This window comes from Streptomyces sp. NBC_00249 (genome assembly GCF_026342355.1).
Lineage (GTDB): Bacteria > Actinomycetota > Actinomycetes > Streptomycetales > Streptomycetaceae > Streptomyces.
In genome coordinates this window covers 1,652,766-1,675,352 of sequence record NZ_JAPEMV010000001.1, presented here as the reverse complement: position 1 = coordinate 1,675,352, position 22,587 = coordinate 1,652,766, and the positions used below count along the sequence as shown (strand labels likewise).

At 72.5% G+C, this 22,587-nt stretch carries 22 protein-coding genes and 2 pseudogenes; 13 read left to right on the top strand and 11 right to left on the bottom strand.

Features of this window, described 5'->3' with window-relative positions:
* Positions 1–23 precede the first annotated feature (23 nt).
* Entirely contained in the window at positions 24–716 is a 693-nt protein-coding gene (locus OOK31_RS07470) for a transferase (RefSeq protein ID WP_267011536.1), read from the top strand.
* A gap of 258 nt (positions 717–974) precedes the next feature.
* Here OOK31_RS07470 and OOK31_RS07465 read toward each other — a convergent pair whose 3' ends face one another.
* From OOK31_RS07465 to OOK31_RS07450, 4 genes are all read right to left on the bottom strand, one after another.
* Complete coding sequence (locus OOK31_RS07465; RefSeq protein ID WP_267011535.1) at positions 975–1,457, bottom strand: hypothetical protein; 483 nt, start codon at positions 1,455–1,457, stop codon at positions 975–977.
* 1 nt (position 1,458) lies between these two features.
* Positions 1,459–3,525: a hypothetical protein gene (locus OOK31_RS07460; protein ID WP_267011534.1), complete on the bottom strand. Its 2,067-nt coding sequence runs from the start codon at positions 3,523–3,525 to the stop codon at positions 1,459–1,461.
* 128 nt (positions 3,526–3,653) lie between these two features.
* A complete protein-coding gene (locus tag OOK31_RS07455) occupies positions 3,654–5,405 on the bottom strand; it encodes a hypothetical protein (RefSeq protein WP_267011533.1) in 1,752 nt (583 codons plus the stop codon).
* Positions 5,405–6,847: a site-specific integrase gene (locus tag OOK31_RS07450; protein WP_267011532.1), complete on the bottom strand. Its 1,443-nt coding sequence runs from the start codon at positions 6,845–6,847 to the stop codon at positions 5,405–5,407. Before OOK31_RS07450 ends, OOK31_RS07455 begins: the two co-directional genes overlap by 1 nt.
* A 96-nt stretch (positions 6,848–6,943) precedes the next feature.
* On the opposite strand from OOK31_RS07450, the gene OOK31_RS07445 reads away from it, so the two are divergent.
* From OOK31_RS07445 to OOK31_RS07425, 5 genes and pseudogenes are all read left to right on the top strand, one after another.
* A complete protein-coding gene (locus OOK31_RS07445; protein ID WP_267011531.1) occupies positions 6,944–7,618 on the top strand; it encodes an AIM24 family protein in 675 nt (224 codons plus the stop codon).
* 5 nt (positions 7,619–7,623) lie between these two features.
* A pseudogene (locus OOK31_RS07440) lies at positions 7,624–7,776 on the top strand (ATP-binding cassette domain-containing protein); the annotation flags it as partial.
* 167 nt (positions 7,777–7,943) lie between these two features.
* Positions 7,944–8,589: pseudogene (locus tag OOK31_RS07435) on the top strand (ATP-binding cassette domain-containing protein); the annotation flags it as partial.
* Positions 8,586–9,038, top strand: coding sequence for a hypothetical protein (locus OOK31_RS07430; RefSeq protein WP_267011530.1), 453 nt, complete (start codon positions 8,586–8,588; stop codon positions 9,036–9,038). The pseudogene OOK31_RS07435 and the gene OOK31_RS07430, both read left to right, overlap by 4 nt.
* Before the next feature lie 14 nt (positions 9,039–9,052).
* Positions 9,053–9,244: a hypothetical protein gene (locus OOK31_RS07425; protein WP_267011529.1), complete on the top strand. Its 192-nt coding sequence runs from the start codon at positions 9,053–9,055 to the stop codon at positions 9,242–9,244.
* A 22-nt stretch (positions 9,245–9,266) separates the two neighbouring features.
* On the opposite strand, the gene OOK31_RS07420 is transcribed toward OOK31_RS07425, so the two are convergent.
* Positions 9,267–10,160, bottom strand: coding sequence for a polysaccharide deacetylase family protein (locus OOK31_RS07420; RefSeq protein ID WP_267011528.1), 894 nt, complete (start codon positions 10,158–10,160; stop codon positions 9,267–9,269).
* A gap of 212 nt (positions 10,161–10,372) precedes the next feature.
* Between OOK31_RS07420 and OOK31_RS07415 the strand changes: the two genes are divergently transcribed.
* From OOK31_RS07415 to OOK31_RS07405, 3 genes are read left to right on the top strand one after another with little or no spacing between them, the layout of a single operon-like run.
* Complete coding sequence (locus OOK31_RS07415; protein ID WP_267011527.1) at positions 10,373–10,873, top strand: hypothetical protein; 501 nt, start codon at positions 10,373–10,375, stop codon at positions 10,871–10,873.
* A gap of 52 nt (positions 10,874–10,925) precedes the next feature.
* Positions 10,926–11,573: a DUF5819 family protein gene (locus OOK31_RS07410; protein ID WP_267011526.1), complete on the top strand. Its 648-nt coding sequence runs from the start codon at positions 10,926–10,928 to the stop codon at positions 11,571–11,573.
* Positions 11,570–12,814 carry an HTTM domain-containing protein gene (locus OOK31_RS07405; RefSeq protein WP_267011525.1) on the top strand — a complete coding sequence of 415 codons (1,245 nt, stop codon included), beginning with the start codon at positions 11,570–11,572 and terminating at the stop codon, positions 12,812–12,814. The genes OOK31_RS07410 and OOK31_RS07405 overlap by 4 nt, the downstream gene beginning before the upstream one ends.
* Before the next feature lie 32 nt (positions 12,815–12,846).
* Here OOK31_RS07405 and OOK31_RS07400 read toward each other — a convergent pair whose 3' ends face one another.
* From OOK31_RS07400 to zapE, 4 genes are all read right to left on the bottom strand, one after another.
* On the bottom strand, positions 12,847–13,677 hold the full coding sequence (locus OOK31_RS07400; protein WP_267011861.1) for a PPK2 family polyphosphate kinase: 831 nt from the start codon (positions 13,675–13,677) through the stop codon (positions 12,847–12,849).
* Between the two features lie 349 nt (positions 13,678–14,026).
* Positions 14,027–15,370, bottom strand: a complete 1,344-nt coding sequence (locus tag OOK31_RS07395) for an alkaline phosphatase PhoX (RefSeq protein WP_267011524.1) — start codon at positions 15,368–15,370, stop codon at positions 14,027–14,029.
* A gap of 167 nt (positions 15,371–15,537) precedes the next feature.
* A complete protein-coding gene (locus OOK31_RS07390) occupies positions 15,538–15,963 on the bottom strand; it encodes an OsmC family protein (protein WP_267011523.1) in 426 nt (141 codons plus the stop codon).
* Positions 15,964–16,024: 61 nt separating this feature from the next.
* Complete coding sequence (gene zapE / locus OOK31_RS07385) at positions 16,025–17,131, bottom strand: cell division protein ZapE (protein ID WP_267011522.1); 1,107 nt, start codon at positions 17,129–17,131, stop codon at positions 16,025–16,027.
* Between the two features lie 36 nt (positions 17,132–17,167).
* Between zapE and OOK31_RS07380 the strand changes: the two genes are divergently transcribed.
* The 4 genes from OOK31_RS07380 to msrB all read left to right on the top strand — a co-directional run bounded on the left by OOK31_RS07380 (position 17,168) and on the right by msrB (position 20,423).
* Positions 17,168–17,935 carry a pyrimidine reductase family protein gene (locus OOK31_RS07380; protein WP_267011521.1) on the top strand — a complete coding sequence of 256 codons (768 nt, stop codon included), beginning with the start codon at positions 17,168–17,170 and terminating at the stop codon, positions 17,933–17,935.
* A 147-nt stretch (positions 17,936–18,082) separates the two neighbouring features.
* The gene (locus OOK31_RS07375; RefSeq protein WP_267011520.1) at positions 18,083–18,550 is read left to right on the top strand and encodes an indole-3-glycerol phosphate synthase; all 468 of its coding nucleotides are present in this window, start codon (positions 18,083–18,085) and stop codon (positions 18,548–18,550) included.
* Between the two features lie 52 nt (positions 18,551–18,602).
* A complete protein-coding gene (murC, locus tag OOK31_RS07370; protein WP_267011519.1) occupies positions 18,603–20,000 on the top strand; it encodes a UDP-N-acetylmuramate--L-alanine ligase in 1,398 nt (465 codons plus the stop codon).
* Positions 20,001–20,015: 15 nt separating this feature from the next.
* Positions 20,016–20,423 carry a peptide-methionine (R)-S-oxide reductase MsrB gene (gene msrB, locus OOK31_RS07365; protein ID WP_267011518.1) on the top strand — a complete coding sequence of 136 codons (408 nt, stop codon included), beginning with the start codon at positions 20,016–20,018 and terminating at the stop codon, positions 20,421–20,423.
* A gap of 69 nt (positions 20,424–20,492) precedes the next feature.
* Here the strand turns inward: msrB and OOK31_RS07360 are convergent, their stop codons facing one another.
* Both OOK31_RS07360 and OOK31_RS07355 read right to left on the bottom strand, forming a co-directional pair.
* Positions 20,493–21,404 carry an NAD(P)-dependent oxidoreductase gene (locus tag OOK31_RS07360; RefSeq protein ID WP_267011517.1) on the bottom strand — a complete coding sequence of 304 codons (912 nt, stop codon included), beginning with the start codon at positions 21,402–21,404 and terminating at the stop codon, positions 20,493–20,495.
* On the bottom strand, positions 21,401–22,540 hold the full coding sequence (locus OOK31_RS07355) for a cytochrome P450 (protein WP_267011516.1): 1,140 nt from the start codon (positions 22,538–22,540) through the stop codon (positions 21,401–21,403). The genes OOK31_RS07360 and OOK31_RS07355 overlap by 4 nt, the downstream gene beginning before the upstream one ends.
* Positions 22,541–22,587 lie beyond the last annotated feature (47 nt).

Here is a 22,587-nt window from a genome sequence, read left to right as displayed (position 1 = left end):
GACGACGACCAGGAGCAAGCCAGGTGCCCGAGTCCATCCGTATCGGTGACTACGTCCGCCCCCCGGCCGCGTCCGGCCTGGACGCCACCGGATACGCCAAGATCGGCGAGTTCGAGCTGTCCGACTTCCTCACCCGCTGGGACGCCCTCCACGACGACGCCCTACAGGTTGTGCCCGAGCGGATCCACCCCACCGCGCAGATCCACCCCACCGCGATCATCGGCGAAGACGTCATCATCGGGCCGGGGGTCCGCGTCCACGAGTTCTCGACCGTCCGCAAGCGGTCCGTCCTCGCCGCCGGCGTGTCGGTGGGCTTCGGGTGCGAAGTGACCCACTCCTTCTTGGGGGAGAACACCGTTCTCGGCCACCAGGTGGGCGTCGGGCACTCCATCATCGGGACCGACGCCCACCTGTCCGCGAACCTCGTGATCGCGGCGATCAGCTTGTGGAACTACGACATGCGCGTACCCGTCAAGGAGATCGCCCTGCACGGCCCCGGCGACGAACCGCCCTACCGGTGCACCACGTCCCAGTTCGGCGGCCTGATCGGCGACCACGTCCAGACCGGCAGCATGATCACCCTCGGCCCCGGCATTGCCGTGGGCCGGCATTCGACCATCGCCGCGAGCGTCTGCATGGGTAGCACCATCGTTCCCCCGGCCAGCGTCGTACGGTCGTCTTCACCCGAAGTGATCATCGAGCCCCGCCGGATCTGACCGCCGTCCCCGCCGACTCCCGCCCCGACCTCCCGCCCCGGCAGCGGGCCCGCCTGTGGGCCTCGGTCCAGCGGGGCCGTGCCCACTCTGCCCGCACCGCGGCGAAGTATCCCGAGACCGGCGCCCGGGTCCGGGAGATCCTCGCGCAGCAGCCCGGCGCGGCCTGACCGCCCGGGTACGCGAAGGGGCCCCCACCAGAACCACAGACCTGGTGGGGCCCCTTCTGCTGACGTGGGAGGGTCGTTGTGCCACTCCAGGCTACGCGGGACCGGTACGGCCGCTCAGCGGCAACGTGCGGACGTTCCCGGCGCCGTCCAGGGCCTTACGGAGCCGCTCGATTTCCTCGTACTGCGCGGCCAGCTGCGACACGGCCACCGTGCGGAACACCGTCAGTTCCGCGATGGTGTCCCGGTTGGCCGCCAGCCGCTCCCGCAGACCAGCATTTTCGGCCTTCAGACGCTCTATCTGGGCGTCCCGAGGGTCGATGATCTCCCCGGTCTCCTGCGCGGCCTTCACGCGCCGCTCAAACTCCTCCGCCAGGTGCTGGTACGGGCCGGGCCGCTCGTTCCCGGCCCGGTCCTTCTTAGGGTAGAAGCCGGTGCGGGTCACGCCGGCCTCGGCGGCCAGGGTCTTCAAGTCGCACCGGCCGCCGCGCGGGAGTTCACCCCGGAGTAGCCGGTCCATCGCGGCCCGGATCGCTCCCTCGTTGTGCTGCTTCGTCTCCTCGGAGATCCGGGCCACGTCAGTCTCCTTCCTGTGCCGGGCCGGTCCCGGCGGCGTCGATTTCGTCCAGTACCCGGAGCGACCTGTCCAGGTCGGCCCGGACACGGTCCCGTTCGGCCTTGTGGCCCCGGGGGATGGAGCCGAGGAACACGCGCGTCCTCTCGGCGTTGTCGGCCCACACCTGCCGGTGGACCGGGTGGTGGGTGGCCTGCGGGCACCGTGCGGAGTCGCACATCCCCGCCATAGGCTTGGAGTCCGTGGTGACCGAAGCCCCGGCGATCTTCAAGCACAGGGCCTTATGGGGGTCCTTGAACCAGCAGTAGTTCGCGGCGCCGGCGTGGAGGAACTGGGACTGGCTTCGCAGGAGGTTGACCAGCTGCCGGTCCGACCCCATCACCTTGGGTCCCCCGGCCTGGTGATCGGCCAGGGCGGCGTCCACGTGCGTGAACGCGGCGATCACGTCCCGGGCCCCGGGGCCGGACGGCATGATGCCGGCCTGGAACTCCCGGAACGCGGTGGCGGTCAGCTCCAGGTGGTGCTTCGCCTCCTCCTCCCCGACCTCGGCCAGGAAGATGCCTTGTGCGCCGCCGGGACGGTGCGCGTAGCCCTCGGTGGTGGCCACGTGCACATGCTTAAGGTGGATTTTCGCGGCGATCAGGCCGCCGGGCCGGTTGGCCAGCGCCATGGCCAGCGTGCGGCGGAGGTTCCGTGCGTTCACGGGGCCGTCCGGGATCGGTGCCAGTCCGAGGCGGCCGCCTTCGGGGCCGTTGACCCAGGTCCGGAACTGAATGTAGATGTCGGCCGAGGCTGACCTCTTCCTGCCGAACAGGGCCCCGTTCAAGGATCCGTCCCGCTGGGCGATCCGTGCGGCCAGGCCGACAGCCCGCCAGGCTTCTTCGATCACCACCCACTCCTCCGGGACGCCGCCGAACTCCTGGCCCTTGATCAGTCGGGACGCCAGCCGGTAGCGCATGGCGCCGCTGTACGCGGGGGTGGGCGGGAGACATGAGTCCGTGGACAGCTCTGCCAGCTCACTGGCCCGCATCCCGCTAAGGGCCGCCGTGACGACCAGGCAGGCCCCCTGTACGAGACTGCCGAGGGTTCGAAGTTGCCGGTAGTCGAGTGGCAGCGTCCACGGCGCCGCGCCGTTCCCGTCCGCCCGCTGGACCAGGGCGGCACCGCGACCGTGGACGGCCGCCACGCCTACCTTCGCCGCGGCCTCTTCGATCAGCGGGCGGAGCACCTCCAGGGGCCCGATCTGAATCTCTTTGCTGACCCCGGCATCCCTCCCCAGCTGGTCCAGGTTTACTTCCAGAAGCGGGTCCGAAAGCGACCAGACCCCGCTCCGGACCCGCTGAGTGATCGACCCCCTGTCCAGCTGGGGAAGCGGCACACCGTCACGCACGCACGCATTCAGGTGCTCCGCGAACCTGTCCCTATCCCGCTTGGAGAGGGAGTACCGGATGCCGATGGTGGGGCGGGACTCCTTCCGGGCCTGCGCGCGCTCGATCTCCTCCGCGACGTAGGGGCCGAGGGTTTCGACCACCCACAGGGCGGCCGCCATCATCGGCTGGAAGACGTGGTCCGGGACCGGCCCGGAGAGGTTCCCAGCCTGCTTCTTCGCGCCGGCCACCTCGAATACGGACCGGCCCGCCCAGGGGGTGAATCCGGTGGCGTAGGCGTCGTGGGTGAACAGACCGCTGTAGAAGGCCAGGTACTGCACAGGCAGGAGAAGGTTCAAGAGCGTGGAGGGCTGGACGGTCCTGCCGTGCCTGGTGCTGCGGGAGGCGAAGGCCATGTAATGGTCGCAAAGGTTTTGGTCGACGTCAGCCAGGGTGCGGACGCCTTCCGTATGAAGCCAGTTCAACCAGAGGGCCATACTGCTGATCTGCCCGTACACCGCGCTGACCGCTTTGGGCTTGCGGAACGCGTGCGGCAGCACGGCCACGTGCTCATCCTGCGGTGCCAGGAGGGCCAGGATCATCTCCTTCGCTACGGTCCTCCACGCCGGGTTCACGATCCGGCGGAAGTCCCAGCGCAGGGCGGTGGGGGTGAGTGACTTCGGGGCCCGGGCCAGTCCCGTCATATCCCATAGGTCGTCATCGAACAGGGGGCCGCGGTTCCCGGGTGGCATCTCCAGCTGGGCAACCGTACAGACGTCCAGTCCTGAGAACGGGGACCGGCGGCCGGCGGCCGCAAGAATGCTGGGCGTCGTCATACGGTCATCTCCTCGGGGCGGACGGGAATCTGGTCGTCGGTGTCGGCCACGGCGGCCGCCGCGGCCTCCAGCACGGCGGGCGGAAACGCGGGCAGGACCTCCCGGTCCAGGTGGTCGGCGTACGGGCCGAACACCGCGACGAATTCGGCGGTGGTCATCTGCCGGTACTGCCGGGCGAAGAACGCGCGGAGCCGCAGCAGGTTGGCCGCGTGGCGGGGCATGAACACGGCGAGAGGGCACAGGAGGCACACCCATGGCCGGGCCGGACAGGGCTTTCCTGCGGGCCCGTGGAGGCCGGACAGGGGGTCTTTGCACGACGCGGTGAACACGTCGCGTTCCCCGGTCAGGAGTTCGGACAGGGCACCGTCAGTCAGGCCGAGCCGGGCCGCCTCCGCGGGGAGGTCGGCGGCCGCGCGGGCGGCCGCTTCCTGGGTGAGAACCGTTGGGGGGAGGGCACGCCGGAGGATGTCCGCCTGGCTCTCCTCGATGATCGCTTCTACTGCGTCCATCTGAGCCGGGGTCTGCGCGGTCAGGTATCGGTCCCCCTCCACGGCGGCGGAGTGGTTGGGGTCGATGGCCGTATTCCCCGTCCATCCCTTGCGGCTCAGGGTGTTCAAGTAGGTTGTCCGGATACGTGACGGGTGAAGCTGCAACGGCTTTCCGGTGTCGTCCAACAGCCCCATGCGGGCCACCAGCCCGGTGTCCTTGGCCCGCAGGTTGGTCCCGTCCGGGTCGGGTCCGCTGACGACGTACCCGTGGCCGCCTGACTCGGCCTTGAAGCGATTCGCCCGGAGCCGGAGCCAGAGTTCGTCGCGGACTTCGGGGCGGGCGTGCTTGCGCAGGAGGGCCGAGTGTTCCAGCCATCGTTCGATCAGGCGGACCGCTCGGCCGGTGAGCTTGACCGACTCCGGACCGCGCCGGCCCTTCACGTAGTCCAGGAGAATGGAGGAGTCTCCGGCCCACGTCACGTCACTGATTCCAAGGCCGGACAGGCCGTCTGGTACCACCCCGCTGTAGACGCCGAGGAGAAGGCGGTACGCGGCGGCGGTGGCGGCCGCCGGATACAGGGCCTCTCGTAGGGGGGGCAGCGTCTTGGCCGCATCAACCCGGTGCCGGTGCCATCCGATGTGCGCGGCGAACGCTTTGCTGGACATGGGCCCGTGCTGGAGGAGTTCCCGGGCGATGTTGGGCGGGGTGAGGCCGGCCACTCGCGGATCCTCGCCTCCAGCGGCCTCGGCCAGGGCCCGGCGGTGGTCGGCCCAGCTCTCTTCGACCACTTGCTGCAGGGCTTCGGTGATGCGCTGCCACTCTCCCTCCGTGTACGGGGGGAGAGGATCCGGCCGACGGCGGGCCTTGATCAGCTTCCCATCCAGGTACGGGACGACATCCGGCGGCAGGGTGCCGCTGACCTGGTGGGCGGCGCGGAGCAGGGAGCGGGACAGGTCTGCGTGTTGGACGGTGACAGCCATCCAGAACCGGAACAGAAGGGGGCGGGTCAGCTGGGACAGGCCGCCCGTGAAACCTTCCGCCGCCAGCCAACGGACCATGCCCCGGAGGTAGGAGGCGTAGTGCAGTGCCGTCTTCCGGGTGCCGATCCTTCCGTGGGGGTGGACCAGGGCGGGGAAGGCGGCGGCCAGCTCGGCGGCCAGCTGGTCGTTCGCGGTCCCGTCGAAGCGTGTCGTGTATCGGGTCCCGTCGGGAAAGACGAATTCGACCCGCACGGGGTCGTGGTGCAGGGAGGCGGGCATCAGGTGTCCTCTCCGAACTCTGCGGCAGCCTCTGCCTCGGCGTCATGGTTCGTGCGCCCGGCGGCGGCGTAGGCGTCGCGGTAGATCCGCTGGACGTCCAGGCGCCGGAGGTAGATTTCCGTGGTCGTGACGGAGGAGTGGCCGAGGAGATCCCGAAGGATCATCAGCGGGTCCGTCTTCGTGAGGTAGAGGGCCAGGCCGCCGTCTCCGCCGGTTTCGGTGATCAGCGCGGCGGCCCGCTGGTAGTAGCCCTGGACCAGGGCCTCCAGGGTCTCCATCGCGAAGGTGTGGCGGAGCGTGTGGGCGTGGACCGTGGGGAATCGGAGTTCGTAGCGTTCCCGGATGCGCTGGGAGGTGCGCCGGAGGACGGTGTCCCAGTCCACGAAGGGGCGGCCGGTGGACTGCACAGCGACCATTGGTGACGTGCCGTCGGGGTTGACCAGGCGGAGGCGTTCGGCCGGTGAGAGGTGCCGCCACCGGGTGCGGTGGTCGTTGATCCGGGCGCCTTCGTGGTCGGGTGCTTCGATGAACAGCGGCGACCCGAGGCGGGCCGGAGGCCGGTAGGGGCCGCGGGTCACGGCGGCGTCCCGGTCCAGCTCGACGTACTGGTGGACATCGGCCAGGGCCCGGTGGCTGGTCCAGGTGGCGCGTGCCTTTTGTCCCTTGGTCGTGGATTCGGCAAGCGGGAACCAGACCGGGACCGGGGTCCGTCGTGCGGGCAGGGAGGGAAGTTCGTAGGTCAGCAGGTAGGTGAACTCCTGTGCGCGCAGGCCGGTGGCTGTGACCAGGCCGCCCACGGCGGCGTTACGGGCCAGTTCTCGGCCGCGGAAGGAGTCGTCCGGGACGCCGTCCGGGTCCAACCCGGCCAGGGCCCGGAGGAAGGTGTCCCGGAACTCCGGCTCCAAGTACTTCATCGTCACGTGGGGCTTCGCGCGGCGGACGGTGGCGGTGTTGCGGCGTGCCTCTATCGCGCCGGCCTCCCTGCTGTAGCGGGTGCCCATGGCGTACGTGAACGGGACCTTCGTGCAGTGGTCGTTGTCGACGGCCCAGGAGTAGAAGCGGGACATCACGTTGACGCGGTGGTTCCAGGTGGCGCCGTCCCATCGGGCTTCGACTGGGCCGGCCAGCCGGTACTCCGCGAAGGCGCCCAGTGCGGCCCGCAGGTCTGCGCGCTCCGCGAAGGGATGCATGGAGCGGGAGGCCAGGAACTCCAGCCAAGATCGCATGGCCTGCGCGTACGAGCGCCAGGACTTCGCGGCCGGCACCCCGCTGATGGGGAGTTCGCGGAGCCAGGCGTTCACCGCGACGGTGGGGCGGGGGCCGTGCTCGTCCTCGAATCGTAGGTCGTCATCAATCAGGACCGGCATGTCCTGGCGAATGAGGGGCTCCCGGCCCAGGTCCCAGGACTCCCAGCCGTCCCGGGTGAAGTAGGTCAGCAACATGCCTACACCATAGGCAATGAGACGCACTCAAGTAGAGTGAATAGAAAGCTAGTTGCACTCCTCTTCTACCGTCTAAAGAGACAAGGTCAAAGCGCAGTGATAAGCGATCTTTTCTCGTCCGAGAACCTGGCCCAGCCGTCCGCCGCACCGGGCATGACCCTCCAGAACGCCAAGTCCGTCAAGTACGCCGTCAACGGTGAGATGTTCGCCCGCCAGGGCTCGATGATCGCCTTCCGGGGCAACCTCCAGTTCGAGCGCAAGGGCCAGGGCATAGGCGGCATGCTCAAGCGGGCCGTCACCGGCGAGGGGCTCGCGCTGATGTCCGTACGCGGGCAGGGCGAGGCCTGGTTCGCGCACCAGGGCGGCCACTGCTTCGTCGTGGACTTCGAGACCGGCGACGCCCTGACCGTCAACGGCCGCAACGTCCTGTGCTTCGACCCGAGCCTGTCCTACGAGATCAAGATGGTGAAGGGCGCCGGCATGACCGGCGGCGGCCTCTTCAACAGCCTCTTCACCGGCACCGGCAAGCTCGCGATCGTCTGCGACGCCAGCCCGGTCATCATCCCGGTCAGCCCGCAGGCCCCCGTCTACGTGGACACGGACGCGGTGGTCGGCTGGAGCGCCTCCCTGGACACCGGACTGCACCGCTCCCAGTCGGTCGGCTCGATGATCCGCGGCGGCTCCGGCGAGGCCGTCCAGCTCAAGCTGAGCGGCGAGGGCTTCGTCATCGTCCGGCCCAGCGAGGTGACCGAGACGGCGGCGGCGCACTGAACGCGCTGACCCTGACCGGGGTCTGGCACCGCCACGGGTGGCGCCGGCCCTGGGTGCTGCGCGGGATCTCGGCGGAGCTGGCGCCTGGCGCCCTCGTCCGGATCGAGGGCGCCAACGGCGGCGGCAAGTCCACCCTGCTGCGGATCCTCGCCGGCCTAGTGCTGTGACCGGAAAGGTTCACCGTGTCACGGCGCCCGGCACGGCACCTCGCCGCGTTGTCGGACCACCCGAGTACGTCCAGTACAAGCGGTGGCCCTCCGCCTTGCGAGGCACCGCACCGGACACCGCGACCCGGCAAACCTTTCCGGCCACAGCACTAGCCACCCCCACCCAGGGCCTGGTCGGCGGCCGCCCGCGCCGCCTACGTCCCCGAACGCTTCCCGGCGGCCCTGCCGCTCACCGCCGCCTCCTACCTGACCCACCTGGGCCGGGTGCACGGCCTCACCGGAGCCGAGGCCGCCCGCCGCGCGGAGGCCGCACTCGAGCGCTTCGGCGCCGCCGCCCACGCCCGCACCCCGATGGCCGAACTGTCCAAGGGGACCAGCCAGAAGGTGGCCGTCGCCCAAGCCCTGCTCGCCGCACCGGAGCTGCTCGTCCTCGACGAGGCGTGGACCGGGCTGGACGCGTCCGCCCGCACCGAACTGGACCGCGCCGTCGCCGAACGCACCGCCGCCGGGGCCACGGTGGTCTTCGTCGACCACGACCCGGGACGGCTCGCCGGGCTGCCCGACGCCCACCACCGGCTGGACGGCGGCACGCTCACCGAGGTGAGCGGGGCCCGGGAGGCCTCCGTACGCATCCACGCGACCGGGCCGCCCGGCGCCGAACCGCCGCCGGGCCTGGACGGCGCACCCGCCCCCGGCGGCGGGCTCCTGCTGACCGTGCCCGCCTCGCGCTCCGACGCCGCACTGCGCGCGCTGCTCACCTCCCGCCCGCCCTGGCACGTCCGCGCCGTGGAGGAACTGCCGTGACCGTCCTGGCCGCCCTGCTCCGCTACCAGGGCGCGCTCCTGCTGCGCTCCCAGCACTGGATCGCCCCGCTCGTCGTCTACGCGGGCTTCGTCGCGGTCGGAGTGCGCCCCGGCGACCCGGCCCTGGACTCCCTCGGCTACGCCGCCGCCGGGCTGGTCCCGCAGACGGCCTGGCTGGTGCGGATCTGCGTCACCGCCGAACCCCCGGCGGCCCGGGCCTGCGCCGCCGCCGCGGCCGGAGCGACCCGCGTGCACGCGGCAGCCCTGCTGACCGCCCTCGCCGGGGCGCTGCTCGCCGGGACCGCGGGGGCCGGCTTCGCCCTGCTCACCGGCGACCTCAAGGGGCACGACCCCGGCGGGGTGGCCCTCGCCGGGGCGCTGGCGGGGGCCGTGCTGCTGGCCGGCTGCGCGGGCGCGGCCGCCTGTCTCGTCAGCGAGCGCCGGGGCTGAGTACGCTCGGGGGCATGGACCAGCCGGAAGAGACCGCGTCGTACTGCCCCGCCCCGGCCGCGCCCGCCGGCCGGGTGCCCGGGCCGCCCTACGCCGACTGCGTGGAGTGCGGGAAGCCCACCGAGTACGGGGTCGCGACACCGGGCGTGGTGCTGTGCCCGGTGTGCGAATGGCAGGACGCGCAGCGCACCGCCTGCTCCGGCTGACCCGGCCCCGGGTGCCGCGTCCCTACTTCCCGATCAGCTCGGACACCTTGACGAAGCGGAACCCGCGCTTTCGGAGCTCGGGGACGATCTTCCGCACGGCCTCCTCGGTGACCGGGGCGGCGCTGCGCGTGCAGTGCATGACCACCACCGATCCCGGCTTGACCCCGGCCAGGACCTGTTCGGCCACCGCGTCCGGGTCCTTCGCGAAGGCGTCCCCGCTGACCACGTCCCACTGCACGGCGGTGACCTTGGCGGCGGACAGAGCCCGCAGCGCCTGGTCGTCGTAGCAGCCGCCGGGGAAGCGGAAGTACGGGACGGTGTTGACGGCGCCCGCCGTCCTGAAGGCCGCGAAGGCCTGCTCCACGTCGGCGCGGGCGGCGTCGCCGTCCAGCGCGGGCAGTCCGTAGCAGGGGGACTTGAAGGCGTGGTGGCTGTACGAGTGGTTGGCGATCTCGAAGTTCGGGTCGGTGCCGATGGCCTTGGCCTGGTCCGGGTACTCCTCGGCCCAGCGGCCCGTCATGAAGACGGTCGAGGGCACCTGGAGCCCGCGCAGGGCGGAGATCAGCCCGGGGTTGTCGAAACGTTCCCCCGAGGCGGCGCGCGGCCCCTGGTCGGAGGTCATGTCGGCGTCGAAGGTCAGCGCCACCGTCTTGTCGGTCCGCTGCCGGGCCCGCTCGAAGACGGGGGTCAGGCCGTTCGGTCCGGGGGCCATCGTCGGCGCCCTGCCCGGTGCGCCGGGCTGCGGGGCCACCGGCGCGGAGGCGGAGGCCGAGGCCGAGGCGGAGGGAGGCGCGGGGGTGGAGCCCAGGCGGGCCTGGCCGCCGCCCTGGGGAGCGCCCGCGCCGCCGCCCCCGCATCCCGCGAGGGCGGCACCGAGCGCGGTCACTGCCGCTACTTTGCGTACAGAAAGGGTCACGTACGCAAAATATATGACTTTCCGATAAGAGGGCTGCGCGACAGGCGGTCAAGCGGGCGTGCGGACTTCCCCGGACGGATGCCGCCACGGTCGCCCCGTCACCGGCCTGGCCCATCGCGGGGGCTCACCTCCGTGACCTTGGCCGGATCTCGTCGTTGGGGCGGCTGCGGCAGCCAGTCCGGTCGCCGTCAAACCCGAGGAGAGGTGGCGCGATGAAGCGTGTTCTGCAGTCGTTGCTGGTCGTGGTGTCGATCGCTGGTGCTTCGGCGTTCGGTCAGGTCGCCGTGGCGGACCAGCACGGTGACGCCTTCAACAATTCCCAGGCGCAGGAGGTCAGTCGCAGTTGTGGCGCGGTACTGAACGGCTTCTGCAACCAGAACAACGAGTTCCGGCCGATTGTCGACCTGAACATCCGCAGGCTGATCTTCGGCGACGGTGACGACAACAACACCTCCGGTTCTTCGGGTACCTCCGGCTCGTCGGGCTCCTCCGGTTCCTCGGGCTCCTCGGGTAGCTCGGGTAGCTCGGGCTCTTCTGGCTCCTCGGGCTCGTCGGGTAGCTCCGGTTCCTCGGGCGCCTCCGGTTCGTCCGGCTCCTCGGGTAGCTCCGGTTCGTCGGGTAGCTCCGGTTCCTCGGGCGCCTCCGGTTCGTCCGGCCTGCTCGGCGTTCTCGGTGGCGGAACCCTTCTCGGCGGCCTTGGTCTCAGCCGCTGACGTCGTAAACCGCACACGTGATCAGGCCCGGCGGAATCAGGAGCGCACAGCCATGACGGGCACTCAGGAACACCCTCCCCGGGTCTGGTCCCCACCGGCTCTCGCGGCGCTGGTCACGGGCGCCGCGATCCTGGCCGGTGCCGCGCTGTGGCACGGCGCGACGCTGTTCCTCTCCCTCGCACCCCCCAACGGCATCTCACGGGAGTACGCGCAGGAGATCGAAGGCCATGTCCGCCCGGAGTTCGGGCAGGACTGGAAGCTCTTCGCGCCCAACCCGGTGCAGTACAACGTGGCGATCTCGGCCCGGGTGAGGACCGGCCCGGGAGACGGCGGCCGTGTCGGACGGTGGACCGATCTGACCGCGCAGGACATCGAGGACATCCGCGGTACTCCGGTCCCCAGCCACCTGCACCAGAACCTGCTGCGCCGGGCCTGGGAGTTCTACACGGCCGCCCATGAAGACGGTGGCGCGGGGGCCTCGGACGCCCGTGCGGGCCTGTCCGAGCAGTACCTCAAGCGCATCGCGCTCCAGCGCCTCGGTCCCGCAGCGAGCGGCGAGCGGCCCGTAGAGGTCCAGATCAGAACGCGGGTCACGGCGGTGGAGCCACCCGACTGGGACCTCGATCCCCTCGACACCACGCCCCGCGAACTGACGCTGCCCTGGTGGCCGGTCGCCGCGAAGGACGGGGCGGCCCTGTGACCCCCAACGACAACCCGGCCGATGTGATCCCGCTCATTCCGGCGCCCGCTCCGGCCCCCGACGCCTCGGGCGCCGCCCCGGCGCCCGCCCGCCCGGGGACCCCGCCGGTGTCCGTCGCCGGGGAGGAGCCCGCGTCCCGGCGGTCCGTCCCCGAGCGGCTGACCGCGTTCGTCGAGTCCAGCGGCCGGACCCGGTTCCCCCACCAGGCGGCGATCGTCCGCATCGGCATCGCCTTCGTCCTCGCGAGCTTCCTCGTACGCGAATGGCCGCACCGCCGGATCCTGTTCGGCGACCTCAACCCCTGGTCGCTGGAGATGGCCGTACGGGTGATCGGGGAGGACCAGGCCTTCAGCGTGCTGACCTGGTGGTCCGGCCGGTGGTGGTTCGAGACCGTCTACCACGCCACCCTGGCGGCCGCGCTCCTGCTGATGGTGGGCTGGCGCACCCGCGGCACCTCGGTGTTCTTCATGATCGGTGTGCTGTCCCTGGAGTTCCGTTCCCCCTTCCTCGGGGACGGCGGCGACAACGTCCTGCGGATCATGGCGATCTACCTGGTCTTCCTCCGTTGCGGCGAGGTCTGGTCACTGGACGCGCGCCGACGGCGCCGGCTGCGGGAGGCCGGGGCGCCGGACCGGTCGGGGCTGCACCTGTGGCAGGGGACCGGCGTGCTCCTCGGAGTCCTGTTCGGACTTCCCCGGTGGGGCTGGAGCGGGGTGCTGTGGGCCGTGTGGGCCGCCCACGGACTCCGCCGCGCGGCCGAGCTGTGGTTCCCGCGGCACGAGGCCCGCGCGGTGCTGGACCGTCTCACCGGCATGCTGCACAACTGCGCGATGGCCGTGGTGGCCCTGCAGGTCTGCTTCATCTACGCCACCGCCGGCTGGTACAAGATCCAGGGCTTGCGCTGGCAGGAGGGCAGCGCCCTGTACTACGCCCTGCACCTGGACCACTTCCGGCCCTGGCCGTGGCTGTCCGAGCTGCTGGCCTCCGGAATGGTCCCGCTGGTGGTCATGGCGTACGCGACGGTCATCATCCAGGTGGCGTTCCCCTTCACGCTGGCCAACCGGAGGGTCAAGAACGTCCTGCTCGCCGTGATGATGGCCGAGCACGCGGGAATCGCCGTGGCTCTCGGGCTCCCGTTCCTCTCCCTGGCCATGATCGTCTGTGACGCGCTCTTCCTGCCGACCGCCCTGCTGCTGGCCCTGGACGCGCGCGTCCGACGCGCCGTGACCGCCCGGAAGTGACCGCCCGGAAGTGACTGCGGGGTGAGCGATGCTCACCCCGCCAGCAGGAGCCGGCGGCACTCCTGGACGTCGAAGTCGGCCGGCGGGTACTTCGGGCCGATGTCCTCCAGATGCTCCAGCAGCAGCTTGCTGATCGCCCAGTTGCGGTACCACTTGCGGTCCGCGGGCACCACGTACCAGGGCGCGGTCTCCGTGGAGCACTTCTCCAGCGCCAGCTCGTACGCCTGCTGGTACGCGGGCCACGCGCCGCGCGCCTCGATGTCCCCCGGATTGAACTTCCAGTGCTTGTCCGGGTTGTCGAGCCGCTCCAGCAGCCGCTTGCGCTGCTCCTCGTAGCCGATGTGCAGGAAGACCTTGACCACGGTCACGCCGTCGTCGGCGAGGGACTTCTCGAAACGGTTGATCTGGGCGTACCGGCGGCCCAGCTGACTGCGCGGCACCAGCTCGCGGACGCGGGCGATGAGCACGTCCTCGTAGTGCGAGCGGTCGAAGATGCCGATCTCGCCCGGCAGCGGGAGCGCCTTCATGATCCGCCAGAGGAAGGGGTGGTTCTGCTCCTCCGGGGTGGGCGTCTTGAAGGACTTGATCCGGCATCCGGACGGGTTGAACTGGCCGATCACGTGCTTGACCGTGCCGCCCTTGCCGGAGGTGTCCATGCCCTGGAGGACCAGCAGGATCCGGCGGCGGTCCCCGGCCGTGCTGGCCGCGTACAGGCGTTCCTGGAGGGAGGCCAGCCGTTCGGCCATCCGGGCGGTGGCGGCGACCCCCGCCGCCTTGTCGGACGGCCCGGCGGGGACGGCGGCGGGGTGCAGGGCGCCGAGGTCCACGCGCTCGCCGGGCGGTACCCGCAGCAGCGGCCGCAGCGGGACCTCCGGGCCGGGGTCGCGGTACCCCTCGGCGGCCCTGGGCCGCTCGGCGGAGATCCGCAGCAGCTCGCGCAGCGACAGGTCGGGCGCGCGCCCGGCGGACTCCTTCACCGCGGACCCCTTCACCGCGGACTCCGCCCCGGCGGACTTCGACCGCTTCGGCTCGGGCCTCACCTTCGCCTTCACCTTGGTCCCGGTCCCGCTCCCGGACTTGTTCTTCCTGTCCTTCTTTTCCTTGTCCTTCTTCGCCACCGCTACCTACCCCGATTCGTCGCTTCCGTCCGATCTTCCAACACGTCGGACGGGACCGCGAGGTGGCAAAAGCCGGGAACAGCAGGGCCGAACGTCACCTCCAGGGGCCGGTCACCGCGAAGGTGGTCCCGGGCGTGTAGGCGTTGACGAACATCGTCCGCGCGTCGGGGGAGAAGGTGACCCCCGCGAACTCCCCCCACTCCGGGGCCCCCGGCCCGCCGACGTCCTGCGCGTTGCGGGCCACCGGGTACACCTCGCCGTCCGGGGTCACCCCGAAGACGTACTGCTCCCCGCCGCCGTCCTCGCACACCATCAGCCCGCCGTCCGGGGCCAGGCAGATGTTGTCGGGGGAGTCCCCGGGCAGCGAGACGTCGGAGGCCGGGCCGAAGCGGACGTCCAGCCGGAGCCGGGCGCGCAGCGGGTCGTAGAACCAGACCTGCCCGTGGTGGTCGGCGGCGGAACCGTCGCCGCCGCGGGCGTAGGAGGAGACGAAGTGCACCCCGCCACCGCCCCAGTAGCAGCCCTCCAGCTTCTGCGCGTGGGTGATCCCGCCCGGGCCGAAGTCCTGGAAGCGGATCGGGGTCCCGGCGGCCGAGGGGTCGGGTACGGGCACCCACTCCACCGGGAACTCCGCGCCCGGCTCGTCCACGGCGGACAGGTCGGCCAGGCCGGGTACGCGCAGGGCCTCCAGCCGGCCGCCGGCCCGCAGCGAGCCCGGGCCGCCGAGCGGCCGGGCGGGCAGGAAGCGGTAGAAGAGCCCGAAGGGCCGCACGAAGGCGTCCTCCGTCTCGTAGACCACCCCCCGGTACGGGTCCACGGCGACGGCCTCGTGGGCGAAGCGGCCCAGCGCCGTCAGCGGGACCGCGCCGAGGCGGTGCGGGTCGGCGGGGTCCACCTCGAAGACGTGGCCGTGGTCGCGGGCGTAGCCGGAGGTGCCGGCCCGGTCCTCGGTCTCCTCGCAGCTCAGCCAGGTGTTCCAAGGGGTCCGCCCGCCCGCGCAGTTGACGGCGGTACCGGCGAGGCCGACGCGTTCGGCGCGGACCCCGCCCGCCGGGTCCAGCTCCAGGACGGTGCAGCCGCCGAGGGCGCCGGGGTCGTACGTGAGCCCGTCCACGGCCGGTACCCGCAGCGCGGCGGTGGTGCGGTTCTCGTGGTTGCGGACCAGCCGGACGCGGCCGCCGCCCGCGTCGAAGGCGGCCATGCCGTCGCAGTTGCCCGGTACCGGCCCCTCGCCGGAGCGCAGCGGGTCCCCGGCGCGCGAGAGGACCCGGTAGGAGAACCCGGCGGGCAGGTCGAGCAGTCCGCGCGGGTCGGGCAGGAGCGGACCGAGGCCGCGGGCGGTCCGGGCCGTGGCGGGGTTCCCGCCGAACAGTGCCCCGAGGGCCCCGCTGAAGGCGACGGTGCCCGCGGCGAGCAGGCTGCGTCGGGTGACGGACATCGGCAACTCCCCGGTGGGCGGCTGGAGATGTGACCGGCCCGTGGTACCACGCCGCCGCGGCCTGGGCCCGGCGGCGCGAGCGCCGCCCGGCGTCCGTCACCCTCCTGGAACGCCACCGGGCCCCCGCGCGTCACGCACGGGGGCCCGGTGGCGGTGCTGGGGGGCGATCAGGCGAGCGAGGCGCTCAGGGTGATCGTCGTGCCCGTCAGCGCCTGGCTGACCGGGCAGTTCTTCTTGGCGCCCTCGGCGGCGGCGACGAAACCGGCCTCGTCCAGACCGGGGACCTCGCCCACCACCGTCAGGTGGATGCCGGTGATGCCCTCACCGGGCTGGAAGGTGACGTCGGCCTTGGTCTCCAGGCGGGTGGCAATGGTGCCCCCGCCCGCGAGGGCGTGGGAGAGCGCCATCGAGAAGCAGCTGGAGTGGGCGGCGGCGATCAGCTCTTCCGGGCTGGTCTTGCCGTTCGCGGCCTCGGAACGCGCGGGCCAGGAGACGTCGTACGAGCCGAGACCCGAAGAGTCGAGGCTGACGACACCCTTGCCCTCCAGCAGGTTGCCTTCCCAGACGGTGTGCGCGTGACGCGTGGTGGCCATGGTGATCCCTTCGCAGAAGTGGAAACGGCCGGGCCCGAAGAAGCGCCCGGCCGTGCCAAACCTACTGGGAGACCAGGGGCTTCGCGTCGCGTGCGAGCGCGGTGAGCCGCGATATCGCGCGGAAGTACTTCTTCCGATAGCCGCCGTTGAGCATTTCTTCACTGAACAGCCGGTCGAAGGGCACTCCGGAGGCCAGCACCGGGACCTCCCGGTCGTACAGCCGGTCGGCCAGCACCACCAGGCGCAGCGCCGTCGACTGGTCGGGCACCGGGCCGACGTCGGTCAGGCAGACCGCCGCTATTCCGTCCGTGAGCGCCCCGTACCGGCTCGGGTGGACCTTCGCCAGGTGCTCCAGCAGGCCCGGGAAGTCGTCGAGGCTCGCGCCCGGGGTCCCGTACGCGGCCTTCGCCACCTGCTCGTCGGTGAAGGGCGCCGGGGCCTCGGGCAGGCCGCGGTGGCGGTAGTCCTGGCCGTCGATGCGCAGCGGGCGGAAGTGCGCCGACAGGCCCTGGATCTCGCGCAGGAAGTCGGCGGCGGCGAAGCGGCCCTCGCCGAGCTTGCCGGGCAGGGTGTTGGAGGTGGCGGCGAGCGCCACGCCCTGCTCGACGAGGCGGCTGAGCAGCGAGGACACCAGGACGGTGTCGCCCGGGTCGTCGAGCTCGAACTCGTCGATGCACAGCAGCCGGTGTCCGCCGAGGGTCTGCACCGTCTGCTGGAAGCCGAGGGCGCCGACCAGGTTGGTGAGCTCCACGAAGGTGCCGAAGGCCTTGAGGGCGGGCTCGGCCGGGGTGGCGTGCCACAGGGAGGCCAGCAGGTGGGTCTTGCCGACGCCGTAGCCGCCGTCGAGGTAGACCCCGCGCGGGCCGGCGGCGGGGGCGGCCGGCTTCCTGGAGAACCAGCGGCGCTTGCCGGAGCCGCTGGCGTGGGCCCCGCCGAGACCGGCGGCGAAACCGCCGAGCACGGTGACGGCCTCGGTCTGGCTCGGCTGGTCCGGGTCCGGGTCATAGGTGTCGAAGCGCACCGAGTCGAAGCGGGGCGGCGGCACCATCTCGGCCACCAGCCGTTCGGCGGGCACGCGCGGTTCGCGGGCGCACAGGGCGAGCGGGCCCGCGTCGGCTATCGGGGGCTGCCCGGGGGCAGAACCGGAGGTGGAGAGTGATGTTGACACAGCTCTTAACTCTACGGGGCGTGTCAGACTGCACCGATGCGCCGCCTGTTCCCTGTGACCGATCAGACATCAGCCGCCGACCGTGAGTGGTCGCTCGACGATCTCGCCGAGGCCTACGCGTATCCGGCGCTCGATCCCGGCGCGCACTGGCTGCGGGCGAACATGGTTTCGACCCTGGACGGGGCCGCGCAGCACGACGGGCGCTCGCAGCCCATCTCCGGCGAGAGCGACATGCGGATCTTCGGCACCCTGCGGGCGCTGGCCGATGTGGTGGTCGTCGGAGCGGAAACGGTTCGCCAGGAGGGGTACCGTCCGGCCCGCGCCCGGGAGGCCTTCGCCGCCCGCCGCGAGGCCGCCGGCCAGGGTCCGGCCCCGGCCATCGCCGTGATCACCGCGTCCATGGACCTCGACTTCACCCTGCCCCTGTTCACCTCCCCCCTGGTGCCCACCCTGGTGCTGACCGGCGCCGCCGCCCCCGCCGACCGGGTCGCGGCGGCCGCCGCCTCGGGCGCCGAGGTCGTGGTGGCGGGCGAGGGGAGCGCGGTGGACCCCGGCCGGGCCGTACGGGAGCTGGCCGCGCGCGGGCTGCGCCGCCAGCTGACCGAGGGCGGGCCCCGGCTGCTGGGGCAGTTCGTGGCCGCCGACGTACTGGACGAGCTGTGCCTGACGATCTCCCCGACGCTCACGGCGGGTGACGCCCAGCGCATCGCCGGCGGGCCCTCCGTCACGGTTCCGCACCGGCTCGTGCCCGCCTGTGTACTGGAAGAGGCCGGGTTCCTCTTCACGAGCTACCGTCGGATCTGACAAGGGGCGGAATTTGTCGTTCCGCTTAGCTTCCGCCGGGCACATACCTGGGCACACATACTGCGCAAGGTCCCGCGCGACAGCGGGGCAGGATGGTTTCCGCAGGGGCCGGCCGACCGGCCCCGGCCCATGAAGGAGAGGGCGTCCGTGTTCACGAGCGTATTGATGATCGAGCAGCCGCTGACCACGGTGGACGTGGACTTCGTCACCACCCTGCACGGAGACGACCAGGTCTCCTTCGTCGTCCTCATGCAACCCAGGGGCGACCAGGACCGACTGCTCCGCGCCATCGACGACGTAGCGCTCGGCGAGCTCCCCGAGGCCCTCCACGAGGCCGACGAGCCCGAGGGCGACGCCGCCCGGGGCCCCGCCGCACACGCGCTCGAACACTCCCTGGCGGCCCTGCGCAAGAAGGGCGCCAAGGCCGTCGGACAGATCATCGAGGCCCACCCCCTCGACCACCTCAAGGCCGTCGTCGACGAGACGAACGCCGACGAGGTGATCGTCCTGACCGCCCCGCACTTCGTGGAGGAGTTCTTCCACCGCGACTGGGCGTCCCGGGCGCGGCACAAAGTGGGGGTTCCGGTGCTCAAGCTCTTCGCCCACAACGAATAGGCTGGGCGTGCAACGTGTAAGACAAGCGCAAACGATTCCTGGAGCGACCTGAATGAAGCCCGGCCTGCCGACCGCGATGGAACGGCCCCACTTCATCGGCATCGGCGGCGCCGGCATGTCCGGCATCGCGAAGATCCTCGCCCAGCGCGGCGCGAAGGTGGCCGGCAGCGACTCCCGTGGAGACTCCGAGACCGCCCAGGCGCTGCGCGCCAACGGCGCCACGGTCCACGGCGGGCACGCCGCCGGCAACCTCGCCGAGGACTCCACCTGCGTGGTTGTCTCCAGCGCCATCCGCGCCGACAACCCCGAGCTGGCCCGCGCCGCCGAGCTGGGCATCCCCGTCGTGCACCGCTCGGACGCCCTCGCCGCCCTGATGGACGGGCTGCGCCCGATCGCCGTCGCCGGCACGCACGGCAAGACCACCACCACCTCCATGCTGGCGGTCTCCCTCTCGGCCCTGGGCCTGGACCCCTCGTACGCCATCGGCGGCGACCTGGACGCCCCCGGCTCCAACGCCCACCACGGCGAGGGCGAGATCTTCGTGGCCGAGGCGGACGAGAGCGACCGCAGCTTCCACAAGTACGTGCCCGAGGTCGCGATCATCCTCAACGCGGAGCTCGACCACCACGCGAACTACGCGTCGATGGAAGAGATCTACGAGTCCTTCGAGACCTTCGTCGGCAAGGTCGTGCCCGGCGGCACCCTCGTCGTCGCCCACGGCCAGGAGGGCGCCGCCGAGATCGCCCGCCGGGTCGCCGGCCAGGAGGGCCTCACCGTCGTCACGTACGGCGAGGAGGAGGACGCCGACGTCCGCATCCTGAAGGTCACCCCGCGTGGTCTGACCAGCGAGGTCACCGTCCTGCTGGGCGGCAAGATGCTCACCTTCACCGTCTCCGTGCCCGGCCGCCACTACGCGCACAACGCCGTCGCGGCCCTCGCCGCCGGCGTCGCCCTCGGCATCCCGGCGCACAACCTGGCCTCCGCCCTCGGCAAGTACACCGGCGTCAAGCGCCGCCTCCAGCTCAAGGGCGAGGCCGCCGGGGTCCAGGTCATCGACTCCTACGCGCACCACCCGACCGAGATGAACGCCGACCTGGAGGCCATCCGCGGTGCCGCCGGGGACTCCCGCATCCTGGTCGTCTTCCAGCCCCACCTGTTCTCCCGCACCCAGGAGCTCGGCAAGGAGATGGGCCAGGCCCTGGCCCTCGCCGACGCCTCCGTGGTCCTGGACATCTACCCGGCCCGCGAGGACCCGCTCCCCGGCATCACCAGCGAGCTGATCATCGCCGCCGCCCGGGCCGCCGGGGCCGACGTCACCGCCGAGCACGACAAGGGCGCCGTCGCCGACGTCATCGCGGGAATGGCCAAGCCCGGCGATCTCGTTCTCACGATGGGCGCGGGCGACGTCACGGATCTGGGACCCCAGATCCTCGCCCGGCTGTCGAGCTGAGGGAGCGGGAACGTCATGGCGTACGAGGTCCAGAAGACGGACGAGCAGTGGCAGGCCGAGCTGACCCCGTCCGAGTACCAGGTGCTGCGCCTCGCCGGCACCGAGCCCGCCTTCCGCGGTGAGTACACCGACACCAAGGAGGAGGGCGTCTACTCCTGTCGCGGCTGCGGCGCCGAGCTGTTCCGTTCCACGGAGAAGTTCGAGTCGCACTGCGGGTGGCCGTCCTTCTTCGACCCGAAGGACACCGAGGCCGTCGAGCTGATCGCCGACACCTCCCACGGCATGGTCCGCACGGAGGTCCGCTGCGCGACCTGCGGCTCCCACCTCGGGCACGTGTTCGAGGGTGAGGGCTACCCGACCCCCACCGACCAGCGCTACTGCATCAACAGCATCTCCCTGCGCCTCACCCCGAAGGGTGACTGACCCGCAGGGACACGCACCACGCACCGGGACCCCCGCCGCCGACGCGACGGGGGTCCCGGCGCGTTCTGCTCAGCGCCGCCGCAGCGCGGCGAGGTGGTCCTCCAGGGTGCGCCGCGGGATCCAGCCCCGGGCGCGGGACCTGGCGAGGTCCAGGACCACCGGGTGGGACAGCTGGTCCAGGGCGTAGCGGCTGAGGAACGGCTCGGTGGCGCTCAGCCGGGCCGCCGACTCCGCCAGCCGGGCCGCCGTGCGGGCCAGCGGCAGCGGCAGGTGGCGGATCCGGGCCCGGACCCCGTGGGCGCGCAGCACCGCGCCGACGGCCGCGTCCCGCCCGTACGGCTCGGCGTCCGCCACGTTGTACGCGCCCGGGGCCCAGCCGGGCGCCGCCAGGCAGGCGTCCGCCAGGTTCTCCACCGCCGTCAGGCTCAGCCGTACGTCCGGCCCCGGCAGCAGCAGGGTTCCGGCCCGCACCCGGGACAGCAGCCGGGGCAGCAACTGGGTGTCGCCCGGCCCGTACACCGCCCTCGGCCGCAGCACCACGGCGCCCCCGGCCAGCGCCAGGGCCTCGCCTTCGGCCTTCGTCCGGCCGTAGGCGTTCAGCTGGCCCGTCCGCGGATGGTCCTCGGTGACCAGGTCCCGCCCCGGGCGCGGATCGTAGACGCTGGCGCTGCTCACCCACACCACCGGCCGCCCGGCGGCGGCCCGCAGCAGCCGCTCCGTGCCCGCCACGTTCACCGCGCGCATCGCCGCCTCCGCCCGCGACCCCGGCGCCGGGTCCCCGACCGCCGCCGCGCAGTGCACCACGACGTCCGCCCCCGCCAGGTCCGGCTCCGCGCGCGCCGCGTCCCAGAACCGGTGTTCCCCCACCGGCCCCGGCCTGCGCCCCACGCACACCACCGAGGCCCCGGCCCCGGCCGCGGCCCGCGCCACCTGCCCGCCGCAGAAGCCGCTCGCCCCCGTCACCGCGATCCGCAGGCTCACGCCGCGCCCGCCCGCACCGTCAGCGAACGCCAGCCCGGCAGCGCCGCCCGCCGGTCCACCCGGGCCCGCACCACCACCGGCCGGTGCGGAGCCAGCTCCCGCAGGACGTCGGCCAGCAGCCCGACCGCCAGCCGCGCCCCGGGACAGGCGTGCGGCCCCGCCCCGAACACCAGCCGCGCCGTACCCGGCCCGGCCGGATCCCGGCCGTCGGGGTCGCGCCGGTGGGCCCCGGCGGCGTGCCGGGCCACCAGCAGCAGCCGGTCGCCCGCCCGTACCGGGCAGCCCCCGACCGTGCCGTCCGCCGCCGCGACCCGGGGCAGCACCGGCGAGGCCGCCGTGACCCGCAGCAGCTCGTCCACGAGCCGCGGCCGCAGCTCCGCGTCCGCCGCCTGCCCCCACAGCCCGGCGTCCGCGCACCAGGCCACCGCCCGGGGCAGCGCCGCCACGGTGGTGTTCACCGCGGCCACCGCCACCATCGCGTCCAGGGCGGTGGCCGCCCCGCCCCCGGAGCCCAGCAGCCGCCGCAGCCGGTGCGCGGCCCCCGCCGCGGCGGCCGCCGCGCCCGGCCGGGGCGGACCCGGCAGGTGATCGCGTACGGAAGCGGCCGCAGCCTCGGCGGCGGCCTCCGCGACCGCCCCGGCACCGGCCGGGCAGTCCAGCAGCGCGCACACCACCGACCCCGCCAGCTCCCGCGCCAGCGCCACCACGTCCACCTCCCCGCCCCGGGCCAGCGGCGCCAGCCCGCGGGCCAGCAACGGCCGCCACACCGCGCGCAGTTCCTCCACCCCGGCCGCGCCGAGCCCCTCCGCGAGCGCCCGCCGGCCGGCCCGGTGCCCGCCGCCCTCCTCGTCGAACAGCACGCCCCCGCCGCCGTCCAGCGCCGCCCGCGCCGCTCCGCCCGTCGTACCGGCCGCCGTACGGTCCAGCGGGAGCCGGGTCAGCGCCTCGCGGTACGCGTCCGCCCCGTGCACCAGCACCGTCCCGCCGAGCCGGCGCACCGGACGCCGCCGGCCGGCGCACAGCAGCGCGAACAGCAGGGGACGGCCGCGCAGGTAGACCCGCCGGTCACGCCGGCGGGCCTTGGCGTGCGTCTTCGTCGGGTGCGGGTGCGGGTGCGGCTGTGGCTGCGTGCTCACGGGGGTGCTTTCTCGTCGGGTGCGGGTCAGGGGGTCTGTGGTTCCGG